Source organism: Pseudomonas sp. FG1 (assembly GCF_034313875.1).
Lineage (GTDB): Bacteria > Pseudomonadota > Gammaproteobacteria > Pseudomonadales > Pseudomonadaceae > Aquipseudomonas > Aquipseudomonas veronii.
Genome location: NZ_JAVIWP010000001.1, coordinates 4,672,046 through 4,684,216, shown reverse-complemented (window position 1 = coordinate 4,684,216; position 12,171 = coordinate 4,672,046). Strand labels below are relative to the sequence as shown.

11 protein-coding genes are annotated in these 12,171 nt (G+C 62.1%); 6 read left to right on the top strand and 5 right to left on the bottom strand.

Annotated elements, in window-relative coordinates:
• The first annotated feature begins 33 nt into the window (after nt 1-33).
• Nucleotides 34-954 (top strand): universal stress protein, encoded by a 921-nt coding sequence (locus RGV59_RS21370; protein WP_046484209.1) that lies wholly within the window; start codon nt 34-36, stop codon nt 952-954.
• A gap of 110 nt (nt 955-1,064) precedes the next feature.
• On the top strand, nt 1,065-1,316 hold the full coding sequence (locus RGV59_RS21365; RefSeq protein WP_017845753.1) for an Lpp/OprI family alanine-zipper lipoprotein: 252 nt from the start codon (nt 1,065-1,067) through the stop codon (nt 1,314-1,316).
• A 13-nt stretch (nt 1,317-1,329) separates the two neighbouring features.
• On the opposite strand, the gene RGV59_RS21360 is transcribed toward RGV59_RS21365, so the two are convergent.
• The gene (locus tag RGV59_RS21360; protein WP_126585283.1) at nt 1,330-2,313 is read right to left on the bottom strand and encodes a zinc-dependent alcohol dehydrogenase family protein; all 984 of its coding nucleotides are present in this window, start codon (nt 2,311-2,313) and stop codon (nt 1,330-1,332) included.
• A gap of 30 nt (nt 2,314-2,343) precedes the next feature.
• Complete coding sequence (locus RGV59_RS21355; RefSeq protein ID WP_017845755.1) at nt 2,344-2,973, bottom strand: helix-turn-helix domain-containing protein; 630 nt, start codon at nt 2,971-2,973, stop codon at nt 2,344-2,346.
• Between the two features lie 362 nt (nt 2,974-3,335).
• On the opposite strand from RGV59_RS21355, the gene RGV59_RS21350 reads away from it, so the two are divergent.
• Nucleotides 3,336-5,705: a phosphoketolase gene (locus RGV59_RS21350; RefSeq protein WP_126585282.1), complete on the top strand. Its 2,370-nt coding sequence runs from the start codon at nt 3,336-3,338 to the stop codon at nt 5,703-5,705.
• Nucleotides 5,706-5,708: 3 nt separating this feature from the next.
• On the opposite strand, the gene RGV59_RS21345 is transcribed toward RGV59_RS21350, so the two are convergent.
• From RGV59_RS21345 to RGV59_RS21335, 3 genes are all read right to left on the bottom strand, one after another.
• Complete coding sequence (locus RGV59_RS21345) at nt 5,709-6,134, bottom strand: potassium channel family protein (RefSeq protein ID WP_017845757.1); 426 nt, start codon at nt 6,132-6,134, stop codon at nt 5,709-5,711.
• Nucleotides 6,135-6,167: 33 nt separating this feature from the next.
• Complete coding sequence (gene ftsH / locus RGV59_RS21340) at nt 6,168-7,991, bottom strand: ATP-dependent zinc metalloprotease FtsH (protein ID WP_126585281.1); 1,824 nt, start codon at nt 7,989-7,991, stop codon at nt 6,168-6,170.
• Between the two features lie 79 nt (nt 7,992-8,070).
• Nucleotides 8,071-8,718: a BON domain-containing protein gene (locus RGV59_RS21335; protein ID WP_017845759.1), complete on the bottom strand. Its 648-nt coding sequence runs from the start codon at nt 8,716-8,718 to the stop codon at nt 8,071-8,073.
• Nucleotides 8,719-9,019: 301 nt separating this feature from the next.
• Between RGV59_RS21335 and RGV59_RS21330 the strand changes: the two genes are divergently transcribed.
• From RGV59_RS21330 to RGV59_RS21320, 3 genes are all read left to right on the top strand, one after another.
• Nucleotides 9,020-9,940, top strand: a complete 921-nt coding sequence (locus RGV59_RS21330) for a universal stress protein (RefSeq protein WP_102617451.1) — start codon at nt 9,020-9,022, stop codon at nt 9,938-9,940.
• A 35-nt stretch (nt 9,941-9,975) separates the two neighbouring features.
• A complete protein-coding gene (locus RGV59_RS21325) occupies nt 9,976-11,358 on the top strand; it encodes an MBL fold metallo-hydrolase RNA specificity domain-containing protein (RefSeq protein WP_046383383.1) in 1,383 nt (460 codons plus the stop codon).
• A 126-nt stretch (nt 11,359-11,484) separates the two neighbouring features.
• Nucleotides 11,485-12,165 carry a BON domain-containing protein gene (locus RGV59_RS21320; RefSeq protein ID WP_017845762.1) on the top strand — a complete coding sequence of 227 codons (681 nt, stop codon included), beginning with the start codon at nt 11,485-11,487 and terminating at the stop codon, nt 12,163-12,165.
• The last annotated feature ends 6 nt before the right edge of the window (nt 12,166-12,171 follow it).

The following is a 12,171-nucleotide window of genomic DNA, read 5'->3' as shown; positions in this document are numbered from 1 at the left end:
GCCAGGACCAACCGGTGCCCGACGAGGTGCGAAATGAGCCAATATCAACGTCTGTTGCTGATCACCGACCGTTCGTTGTATCACTCCCCGGCGCTGCTGCGCGCGGTGGCCCTGGCCAAGGCCAGCGGCGCGGCGCTCGATATCAGGGCGTTTATCGAACCTGCGCCGATCATTCATTTGTGGGAAGAACACGTCGATGAGTCGGTTTTCCAGGACTATCTGCACCGCTATCGCGATTGGCTGGTCGACGAAGTCCAGCGCCTGGGCGGTAACGGGCTGAAGGTGACGGTTGAATTGCTCTTCACCACCCACCCTGTGCTGGAGATCCTGCGCACGATCGCCGATCTGAACCCGGACCTGGTGATCAAGGACGTGAAGCTGGAGCCGGTTCTCAAGCGCATATTCATCACCCCGCTCGATTGCCACCTGCTGCGCGAGTGCCCGACCCCCCTGCATCTGGTGAGTCAGGCGCGCTACGGTTTGCCCCATCGCGTGGTGGCGGCCGTCGATCCGTTCGAGCCCGGCACGCAGATCAGCGGTCTGAACGACACCATCATTCAGTGTGCCTACTCCATGGCCCTGCAATGCGATGCGCCGCTGCATCTGTTGTACGCCTATGACCTGTCCCCGGCATTCAACGGCGATGCGCCGATGGCCATGGGCGGTTGGAACGTGGACTTCGCCGAAGAGCTGCGCCAGTCGTTGCACCAGGCATTCGTCACCTTGGCCGACCGTTATGGCGTACCGCCGGAAAGACGGCACTTTGTCATGGGACAGCCAGTGCCGGTGATTCAGGAGTTTGTCGAGCAATTCCAGGCCGATGTGGTGGTCATGGGGACTGCTCACCGGGTCGGGCTCGACCGACTGATCGGCAGCAACACCGAACGGGCGCTGTATTCGGTGCCGGGCAGCATTTTAGCGATCCGCCAGCCGGGAAACGACGTCAAGGGCTAGCCCGGGCTCTGATCCTTTATTGACAAAGGTCAGAGGCACGGCGGGCTCACGTCGGATACTGAAAATGTGCGTTGTTGATTTCTTACCGCGATGAATCGAGGGGAAACACCATGAACCGCTACCTGTCCGTTTCACTGTTGGCGCTGGTATTGGCAACGTCCGCCGGGTGCAGTCAACATGTCAAGGAGCTTGAGGCTCGCCTGGACTCCGCAGAAAACAATGCCGCCACGGCGCGCCTGCGCGCTGACGAAGCCTACCTCAAGGCGGAGCAGGCGATGGCGCTGGCCAACCAGGCCCAGCGCACCGCTGACGAAGCCAACGAGAGAGCGATCCATATGCTGACCAGCGCGACCCGCAAATAGCCGCGGCTGCGTGTTATGGGGTCAGCACGATCGCGCCGTTGAACTGCCCGCTGCGCAGGTGCGCGAGTGCCTGATTGGCGTCTTCCAGGGCGAAGCGGGTGATGTCGCAGTGGATCGGCGTGTGCTGCACGGTTTGAAAGAACGCCGTGCCGTCCTGTCGGGTCAGGTTCGCCACTGAACGCACGCTGCGTTCGCCCCATAGCAGTCGATAGGGGAAGGCCGGAATATCGCTCATGTGAATCCCGGCGCAAATCACACAGCCGCCCTTGACGGTGGCGGCCAATGCCAGCGGTACAAGCGCTCCGACCGGGGCGAATATCAGGCTGGCATCCAGCAGGTGCGGCGGCAGTTGGTCCGAAGGCCCGGCCCACACGGCGCCCAATGAGCGTGCATAGGCCTGGCCTGCGCTGTCACCCGGGCGGGTGAACGCGTACACCTGTTGCCCGCGGCCCAGCGCCACCTGGATCGCCAGATGGGCGGCCGCACCGAAGCCGTAAAGCCCCAGGTGGGCGGCGTCCGCGGCCATTTGCAAGGCGCGAAAGCCGATCAGGCCGGCACACAACAGGGGCGCGGCTTGAACGTCCGACAGTGTGTCGGGAATCGGCAGGCAGAAGCGTTCGTCCGCCACCGTGTATTCAGCGTAGCCGCCGTCCAGATTGCAGCCGGTGAACAGCGCCTGATCGCAGAGGTTTTCCCGGCCCGATCGACAGAAGGCGCACTCGCCGCAGGTCCAGCCGAGCCACGGCACCCCGACGCGGCGGCCGATCCAGTCAGCCCCGACCGCGGCGCCCACGGCCGTCACTTCACCGACGATTTCATGGCCTGGCACCCGTGGCAGTTGCGCTTGCGGCAACTCGCCGTCGACCAGGTGCAGGTCGGTGCGGCACACGCCACAGGCCAGGACCTTGATCAACAGCTGCCCGCTTCCGGGTGTCGGGATCGGGCGCTGCTCCAGTTGCAGCGGCTGGCCGGGGGTGTGCAGAACCATCGCACGCATGACGAATCTCCAGGTGTTCGGGCGGTAATGCTAAATCGGTCGGCGGCAGCCCGCGACCAGACGCTTGAGACCTTCCAGGTCCAGGATCGTGACGTTGCGGCCGACGATCTGCGCCAACCCCTGGTCGCGCAGGTGCGCGATGCCGCGGCAGATGGTTTCCAGGCGCAAGCCCAGGTAGGAACCGATTTCCTCACGGCGCATTTTCAGCACAAAGTGCCTGGCCGAATACCCGCGGGAGCTGAAGCGTTGCGACAGGTTCAGCAGGAACGCGGCCAGGCGTTCATCCGAACTCATGTTGCCCATCAGCATCAGCAGGGTGTGATCCTGCACGATTTCACGGCTCAGCAGCCGCGTGAGGTTGTGCTGCAGCGACGGAAGGTTACGCGCCAGGCTCTCCAGATGGGCGAAGTGGATGGGGCAGACCTCACTGTCCTCAAGGGCGACCGCCGTGCAGGCGTGTGCATCGTCACTGATGGCGTCCAGGCCGAGCATATCGCCGGAGAGTTGAAAGCCGGTCACTTGTTCACGGCCATCGACAGACACGATGCCGGTCTTGAACGAGCCGGTGCGAACCGTATACAGCGAACGCAAGGGATCGCCGGTACGGAATAAAGCTGCGCCTTTTTTGACCTTGAAGCGTTGCACCACCAATGCATCCAAGTGGGACACGTCAGGACTATCGAGACCGATCGGCAGGCTGCATGCCGACACGCCGCAACCGGAACATGCCGTTTTGGGGGGGATTACCGGTCTGGGGCAAGAGGTGTGCGGTAGCACCGTCGAGCGACCGACTAAACGCAGGTGATGGGCATTCATGCATGCGCTCCGTCCAGGCATGTGCCTGAGTGATAGAGAGAACGAGGAAAATGCGCTGCCAGCGCTTTTACTCAATATCCCGAGTTCCTGTTTCAATTGAGCTTCAGCGCCGGCTTTAAGACTTGATATACATCAAGCCTCGCGCAGTTGAGGCACCCAGAATCGACGAACGACAATCCACGGGTCGAGCCTTGACGGAGGGGTGTATGAGCGATTTTTTGAGTGCAGAGGAGCTGGACGGGCTGGACGCGTATTGGCGGGCGTCCAATTACCTGGCGGTCGGGCAGATCTACCTCAAGAGCAACCCGTTGTTAAAGACACCCTTGACCCTGGCGCACATCAAACCGCGCCTGTTGGGGCATTGGGGCACCACGCCGGGGCTGAATCTGCTCTATACGCACCTCAATCGGCTGATCAACCAGTACGACTTGAACATGCTCTTTGTCGCCGGCCCCGGGCATGGCGGGCCGGCGGTGGTCGCGCAGACCTACCTGGAAGGCACCTACACCGAGTGTTATCCCTCGGTGGAGCGCAATGCCAATGGCCTGCTGCGGCTGTTTCGGCAGTTTTCCTGGCCCTATGGGATTTCCAGCCACGTTTCGGCGCAGATCCCGGGCTCGATCCATGAAGGCGGCGAGCTGGGTTACTGCCTGGCGCACGCCTATGGCGCGGTCTTCGATAACCCGGACCTGATCGTCGCCTGCGTGATCGGCGACGGCGAGGCCGAAACCGGCCCGCTGGCCGCCAGCTGGCACTCCAACAAATTCATCAACCCCGCGCGCGATGGGGCAGTGCTGCCGATCCTGCACCTCAACGGCTACAAGATCGCCAACCCCACGGTCCTGTCCAGGATCAGCGAAGATGAACTGTCGGCGCTGTTGTACGGCTATGGTTACGATGCGTACTTCGTCGAAGGCGATGACCCGGCGCAGGTGCATCAGGAGCTTGCCCGCACCCTTCACACCATGCTGCTGAAAATCCGCGAGATTCAGCACGCGGCGCGCCAGCCCCGGCGGGCCGAGATGCCGGAGCGCCAGCTGTGGCCGGTGCTGGTATTGCGCACGCCCAAGGGCTGGACCGGGCCGAAATTTGTCGATGGCTGTCGGGTCGAAGGCACCTGGCGCGCCCACCAAGTGCCGTTGGCCAACTTTCAGGCGCCGGGGCATGTGCAGCAGTTGGCGGAATGGCTGAACAGCTACCGTCCCGACGAACTGTTCGATGCCGACGGCGCCTTGCTCCCGGAAATCGCCGCGCTGGCGCCCACCGGGCACCGCCGCATGAGCGCCAACCCGCACGCCAACGGCGGGCTGGTATTACGCACGCTCGACTTGCCATGCTTTACCGACTACGCGGTAGCCCTGCCGGCCCCCGGTTGCCTGCGTGCCGAGGCGACCCGGGTATTGGGCAGCTTTTTGCGCGACGTGATGAAAAACGCACAGGGCGCCGCCAACTTCCGCCTGTTCGGCCCGGATGAAACCGCCTCCAATCGCCTGGACGCCGTGTACGAGGTCAGCGCCAAGGCCTGGATGGACCCGTTGGAGGCCGACGACGTGAACCTGGCAGCGGATGGTCGGGTCATGGAGATTCTCAGCGAACACGTGTGTGAGGGCTGGCTCGAAGGCTACCTGCTCACCGGGCGTCATGGCCTGCTGTCGTGTTACGAAGCGTTCATCCATATCGTCGATTCGATGGTCAACCAGCATGCCAAGTGGCTGAAAACTGCGGCCGACGTGCCCTGGCGCAAGCCGCTGGCGTCGCTCAACCTGCTGCTGACGTCCCATGTCTGGCGCCAGGACCACAACGGGTTCTCTCATCAAGACCCCGGCTTCATCGACCTGGTGGCGAACAAGAAGTCCGACGTGGCGCGCATCTACCTGCCGCCGGACGCCAACTGCCTGCTGTCGGTGGCGGATCACTGCCTGCGCAGCCGCAATTACATCAATGTCATCGTGGTGGGCAAGCAGCCGGAGTGGCAGTGGCTGGATATCGACGCGGCCGTGCGCCATTGCCTGGCGGGCATCGGCCGCTGGGACTGGGCCTGCCGCGATGATCAGGAGCCGGACGTGGTCATGGCCTGCGCCGGCGACGTACCGACCCTGGAAACCCTGGCCGCCGTGACATTGCTGCGCGAATACGTGCCGGATCTGCGGGTCAGGGTCATCAATGTGGTGGACCTGATGGTCCTGCAGTCGTCATCGCAGCATCCCCATGGCCTGGCGGATGCCGCCTTCGATGAGTTGTTCACCACCGACAAACCGGTGATCTTTGCCTTCCACGGCTACCCGGCGCTGGTGCATCGGCTGCTGTACAAGCGCACCAATCACGACAACTTCCATGTGCGCGGCTTCATCGAGGAGGGCGCCACCACCACCCCGTTCGATATGGCGGTGATCAACAACCTGGATCGCTACCGGTTGGCGTTGGACGTCATCGAGCGCGTGCCCCGGCTGCACGAGCAACGCCACACCGCGCAGGCGCGCTACTGGGCGATGATGGAGAAACACAAGCTGTACCTGATCGAACACGGCGAAGACCTGCCCGAGGTGCTGAACTGGCAATGGACCCCGGCCGGCTAGGGGCTACTTGTTCTTCCAGTACTTCTGCATTTCCAGGAACAGAAACGACGCCGTCCACGTGATCAGCACCAGACCGGTCAGCGCTTGCAGGCCGGTCAGGAACTTGATGTGGCCCATGGGGGTGATATCGCCGAAACCGATGGTGGTGTAGGTCGTGAAGGAAAAGTACACGCAGTCCATGAACGAGCCATCGAACTGGCCCGACAGGCGGCCCCACTCGCCGTCGCGTGTCATCAGGTAATAGACCAGGGCGAAGCACCAGACTTCGATCGCGTGGGCGAGCAGGGCACCGAATACCCCGATGACCATCCTGAAGCGGCTCCAGACCTTGAGCCGCGGCAACCAGTCGTTCAGGCGCAACAGGCATTCGTAATGAATGACCACGGCGATGATGACCACCAGCGTATTAATCAGCGTGACGGCCAGCATGGCGAGCCTCAGTGCGTGGTTTCAGGGCGACGCTCAACCTGCGGCGACCGGCACGGGTTTCATTGGCAGCAGCGCGGGGAAGTCCTCTGGGGTCAGGCTTTCCTTTTCCATCAACAGGCGCGCGCCGGCCTCCAGGTCGGCGCGATGCGCCTGGAGTAAGCTCTTGGCGCGGGCGTAGGCTTCGTCGAGCAGGCCGCGTATACACAGGTCGACTTCCCTGGCGGTCTGTTCCGAATAATCTTTCTGCCCCGTACTCTGCATCTGCTCACCCAGGTAGGTCATGTTTTGTCGCTCCAGCACCGACTGCCCCAGTTCGGCGCTCATGCCGAAGCGGGTCACCAACTGCCGCGCGATATCGGTCGCACGGGCCAGGTCATCGGCGGCCCCGGTGGACGTCTGAGCATATATCAGAAATTCGGCGGCGCGGCCGGCCATCAGCACGACGATGCGGTCTTTGAGCATCTGGTAACTGATCAGGAAGTGGTCCTCCGTCGGGCGCTGCAGCGTGTAGCCCAACGAGCCAATGGCGCGCGGCACGATGGACACCTTGTGTACCGGGTCCATGGCCGGCAGGTGGCTCGCCGCCAGTGCATGGCCCATCTCGTGGTACGCCACCACCTGGCGTTCTTCGGGGCGCAGCACGCTGCTCTTGCGTTCGATGCCCGCGATCAGGCGTTCCACGGCCGCGGTGAAGTCGTCCAGGCCGACCGTGTCGGCGCCACGGCGGGTGGCGACAATCGCCGCTTCGTTGACTAGGTTCGCCAGGTCGGCGCCGGTGAAACCGGTGGTGATGTCGGCAATGCGCTCGCTGTCGAGGGCCTTGTCCACGGTGATTTTCTGCAGGTGGACCTTGAGAATCGCCTGCCGCCCCTTGCGGTCAGGGCGATCGATCAACACCTGGCGGTCGATCCGGCCGGCGCGCAGCAGCGCCGGGTCGAGAATCTCCGGGCGATTGGTCGCAGCGAGCAGCACCACGCCCTCGCGGGGATCGAAGCCGTCCAGTTCGGCCAGCAGCTGGTTGAGAGTCTGTTCCTTTTCGTCATTGCCGCCCATTACACCGACGCCACGCATCTTGCCCAGGGCATCCAGTTCATCGATGAAAATGATGCACGGCGCCGCTTGGCGCGCCTGTTCGAACAGATCGTGGACCCGCGCAGCGCCGACGCCGACAAACATCTCGACGAATTCCGAGCCCGAGATCGAGAAAAACGGCACCCCGGCTTCGCCGGCGATGGCTTTGGCCACCAGGGTCTTGCCGGTGCCCGGCGGACCGACCAGCAGCGTGCCTTTGGGAATATGCGCGCCCAGCCGTGCGTACTTGGCCTTGTCCTTGAGGAACGAGACGATCTCCACCAGTTCGGCCTTGGCTTCGTCGATGCCGGCGACATCCGCGAAGGTGATCCCGGTGTCGCGCTGGACAAACACCTTGGCCCGGGACTTGCCGATGTTCATCAGCCCGCCCAGGCCCTGTTTTTCCGCGACGCCGCGAAACAAAAAGTGCCAGACCACCATGATCAGCATAAAAGGCAGCAGCCAACCCAGCAGGCCGCTTAAAAAGGTATTGTCAGTGACCCCGGTGAAGCTCGCGCCCGACTGCGCCAGGCTGGTGGCCAACGTCGGGTCGACCCGCACCGTCGTGAACAGGTTATGGCCGTCGATCGGCACTTGCAGCTTGCCGCTGATCTGGTCTTTCTCGACCTGCAGGTCGCTGACTTTCTGCTCGTTCAGCAACTGCAGAAACTGACTGTACGGGATGCTTTGCACCACGCGGTGTTCCGTCCATAGAAACTGCACAACGGTGAACACGACAAACGCGGTCAGAAAGTAAGACAGGTTCCACTGATGGTTCTTTTTCATGACCTTGACTCAAAAAAGGGCACGCAAGGCAGACACAAACGTTGGATGCCCCAGTCGGCGCACTGGAGCATGCATCACCTCAGGCGAGCAGCAGGTGATCTTCCACCCGCGTGACGCCCGGCACCGACCAGGCTGCCCGTTCTACGAGCTTGCGCTCGCGCCACAGGTGAACCTTGCCGTCGAGCCGGACCACATCACCGTCGACCCTGACATGAATGTCCTTGGCGTCCACTTCAGCATTGCGTTTGAGCGCATCTTCGATGCGTTTGCGGATATCGACGATGTCTACCCGCGGGCTCAGGGTCAGCCGATTATCCACCCCAAGCACGCCGGACAGCTTGCGCACCGCCTTCTCTACGGTCTCCTTCTGGTACTGCCAGTCGACTTGGCCTTCGAGGGTGATCCAGCCGTTCTGAACGATGACCTTAACCGCATTCGCCGGTACGTCGGCGCTCCAGTTGATGATGCTCAGGGCGCGGGAGGCGATGGTGTCGTCCGCGGTTCCGGCGCCTTTGTGCAGGCGCACCTGGATCTCCTCGGCGACTGCGCGCACGCCTTTGATGCCTTTTACCGCGCGCTCGGCGCAGACCTTCTGTTCATAGCTACTGACATGTCCGGTGAGCGTGACAACGCCGTTTTCCACGGCAACACCGATGCTGGCTGCATCGATCTGCGGTTGGAATTCAAGCTCTTCCATAATGGCTTTGCGCAAACTCAAGTCGCTCATGATGGTGTCCTCAATCGAATTCGTGGCTGATGACGGGCCGAGAGTGGCCAGTCACTGGTTTCTACGCTCGAACCACGGAAAATCATTGAGCTATATCAACAAGGCCTGAGTGATTCACTCATTGTGTGAAAGCCAGCCATTAGTTGACAAAGATCAGAGCGCGCGCCCTATGGCGCCAGATACTTGTATGGCGCCAGATACTTGACCGACGGTTTTCAGTCACAACAACAGGGCGCCACGCTGCTCGCTAGGACGTCGGGTTGCAGTCAGGTGATTACATGCGCCCAGGCCGAGGTATCTAATGCTGCCACTCAAACGTATTTTATTGATTGCACCCTCGGAGATGACACGCACCCCGGCCTTTGACCGGGCCCAGGCACTGGCCATTGCAACCGGCGCGTTGTTGCACATTGTGGCGTTTGATTATGTCGCATCGCTGGAGGTGGCCGGCCTGTTTGACCATGACGCGATGGCCCAGGCCAGGGAAGGCTACCTGCAGGTCCACCGCCACTGGCTGGAGCAGCAAATGCGCGTTCAACGGCGTGCGGGGCTGGCGGTCAGCTGTGAAGTGGTGTGGGCCAAACCCAACCTGGCGCACGTGCTGGCGTATGTGAACGACTTTCACGCCGACCTGGTGATCAAGGACGTCCAGCATGTCTCGGCCCTTGACCGGACCTTCCATCAACCCCTGGATTGGCTGTTGTTGCGCGATTGTCCGGCCTGCCTGCACCTGGTCACCGACGCCAGGCACCCCAAACCGTTGAAAGTACTCGCGGCCATTGACCTGTCGCACCTCGAAGAACTCACATACGGGCTGAACGAGCGCGTGCTCGAACTGGCTTCGACATTGGCGCATGTGTGCGATGCCCATCTGCACCTGCTCAATGTCAGCAACTGGTCGGTGGTGGGCGATACCCCCACGAGCGTGCCGACCCAAAGCCTGGATAGCAGTTTGGGCGAGGCGGTCAATGACGCGCAGGTGGAAGCCTTCGATGTGCTCGCCGAACGCTATGGGGTCGAGCAGGAACGCCAACATGTGCTGACCGGCATTCCGCACAAAGTGATCAGCTTGTTTGCCCGGCGCAATGCATTCGACGTGGTGGTGCTTGGCACGGTCTATCGCGACAAGCTTGACCGACTGATCGGCAGCACCGCCGAGAGTGTGCTGAACCGCACCTCCTGCAGTTTGATGATCGTCAAGCCATCACCCTGGGTTGACTGAAACCACCGATCCCATGAGACCTCAAGGACATAGCCATGCGTATGACATTTCTCGGGGCGGCCGGTACGGTCACCGGCAGCAAGTACTTGCTGGAACATCGCGACCTGCACGTACTGATCGATTGCGGCCTGTTCCAGGGCTATAAGCAATTGCGCCTGCACAACTGGGACACGTTCCAGCTGCCGGTTCAAGACCTGCACGCCATCGTGTTGACCCATGCCCACCTGGACCACAGCGGCTACCTGCCGGTTCTGGTGCGCAACGGCTATCGCGGGCCGGTGTATGCCACGCCGGCCACCTGCGAGCTGGCGAAAATCCTCCTGCGCGACAGTGGCCGCCTGCAGGAAGAAGAGGCCGAATTCGCCAACCGGCATGGTTTCTCCAAGCACGACCCGGCGCTGCCGCTCTATACCGAACAGGACGCCGAGCGCGCGTTGAAGCTGCTGCGGCCGATCGAGCTGCACCACCGGGTCGCGATCGCGCCGGGCTTGACCATCCTGCTGCGTGACGCCGGGCATATTCTTGGCGCGGCGACGGTCGAAGTTGTCGCCGATGGCGTCACGCTGGTGTGTTCCGGCGACCTGGGGCGGCCAAACGATCCCCTGATGTTCGCCCCGGAAACCATCGAGCAGACCGATTACCTGCTGGTGGAATCCACCTACGGCGATCGTCGACACCCCGCTGAGCCTCCCGAACAGCAACTGGCGGACGTGATCAACCGCACGGCGCTGCGGCGCGGCATCACCCTGGTGCCGTCGTTTGCGGTGGGGCGCGCGCAACTGCTGATGTATCACCTGTATCGGCTCAAACAACAGCATGCGATCCCGGACCTGCCGATCTACCTCAACAGCCCGATGGCCACCGAGGTCACCCGCCTGTACCAGCGTTTTCGCTCTGAGCATCGGCTGTCGCTGGAGGACTGCCAGGGCATGTGCGATGGCACGCACTTTGTGTGTTCCGTGCAACAGTCGATTGACCTGGACCAGCAGCGCACCCCCGCGATCATCATTGCCGCCAGTGGCATGGCCACCGGTGGGCGGGTGCTGCACCACCTCAAGGCGCTCGCGCCCAACCCGCTCAACACCCTGTTGGTGCCAGGCTTTCAGGCCGGCGGCACACGTGGCGCGCAGATTGTCGCGGGTGTGCCGTCGGTGCGTATCCACGGTCAGGACGTGCCGATCAACGCCGAGGTGGTGCCGATGCAAACCCTGTCCGCGCACGCCGATGCCGATGAAATCATGCAGTGGCTGCGCGGCTTCAAGCGTGCGCCGAAACACACCTACGTCGTACACGGCGAGCCGAACGCCTCGGACGTGCTGCGGCGGCGCATCAGCCAGGAACTGGGCTGGTCGGTGTCGGTGCCAGAGTATCGGGACAGTGTCGAACTGCCGGCGGTCGCGCAGCCTTTGCCGGTCTAGGGCGAAAAAACGCGCCTGAATCACCGCTCCCGCGCCAAGGATGGGTACTTTCCGACCTGCTGAAAAACATCGCAACCGGATACGCTTTGGCTGATTGAGACTTTTGAAAAATTCTGGAGCTTTTTTATGAATACCGATGAAAAGCTTAGGCAACAGGTGATCGAAGAACTGAATTGGGACCTGGCACTCAAAGCCGATCAGATTTTGGTTCAAGTGTCCGATGGCATCGTCACGCTTTCCGGCAATGTCGCCAGTCACGCCGAACGCTGGCACGCGGAACAGGCGGTCGCACATGTCGCCGGTGTCGTGGATCTGCTCAACCAGATCGATGTCGTGCTGCCTTCCAGTCATGTGCGGACCGACAGTGATCTCGTCGCGGCCGCCGTTTCCGCATTGCAATGGAATACCTCGCTGGCGGACCACCGCGTCAAAGTCAGCGTGACCGATGGCTGGCTGGTGCTCAGCGGAGAAGTGGATTCTGAGCATCAGCGCCAGACGGCCGGCTACGCAGTGCGCTATCTGCAAGGGATCAAGGGGATCAGTAACGATATCGTCGTCAAGGCCCACGCCTCTGCGCAAACCATCAAGACCGATATCGAATCAGCGTTTCGCCGCAAGGCGATCATCGATGCCCACGCTATCGACGTGCGTGTGGAGGGCGGGGAAGTCACGCTCTCGGGCGTTGTCGGATCGCTCCCGGAGCGGGATATGGCGCGGTTGACGGCATCGGGCACTGCGGGTGTGCAGAAGGTTGTCGACAATCTGATGGTATCGCCCAGCGGCCTTGAATCGCCGGGTTCGACATAACCGTCC

Coding starts and splice junctions, on each gene's coding strand:
- RGV59_RS21325 (WP_046383383.1), top strand. CDS start 9,976: ATGCGTATGACATTTCTCGGGGCGGCCGGTACGGTCACCGGCAGCAAG.
- RGV59_RS21350 (WP_126585282.1), top strand. CDS start 3,336: ATGAGCGATTTTTTGAGTGCAGAGGAGCTGGACGGGCTGGACGCGTAT.
- RGV59_RS21330 (WP_102617451.1), top strand. CDS start 9,020: ATGCTGCCACTCAAACGTATTTTATTGATTGCACCCTCGGAGATGACA.
- ftsH (WP_126585281.1), bottom strand. CDS start 7,991: ATGAAAAAGAACCATCAGTGGAACCTGTCTTACTTTCTGACCGCGTTT.
- RGV59_RS21370 (WP_046484209.1), top strand. CDS start 34: ATGAGCCAATATCAACGTCTGTTGCTGATCACCGACCGTTCGTTGTAT.
- RGV59_RS21345 (WP_017845757.1), bottom strand. CDS start 6,134: ATGCTGGCCGTCACGCTGATTAATACGCTGGTGGTCATCATCGCCGTG.
- RGV59_RS21335 (WP_017845759.1), bottom strand. CDS start 8,718: ATGAGCGACTTGAGTTTGCGCAAAGCCATTATGGAAGAGCTTGAATTC.
- RGV59_RS21360 (WP_126585283.1), bottom strand. CDS start 2,313: ATGCGTGCGATGGTTCTGCACACCCCCGGCCAGCCGCTGCAACTGGAG.
- RGV59_RS21365 (WP_017845753.1), top strand. CDS start 1,065: ATGAACCGCTACCTGTCCGTTTCACTGTTGGCGCTGGTATTGGCAACG.
- RGV59_RS21320 (WP_017845762.1), top strand. CDS start 11,485: ATGAATACCGATGAAAAGCTTAGGCAACAGGTGATCGAAGAACTGAAT.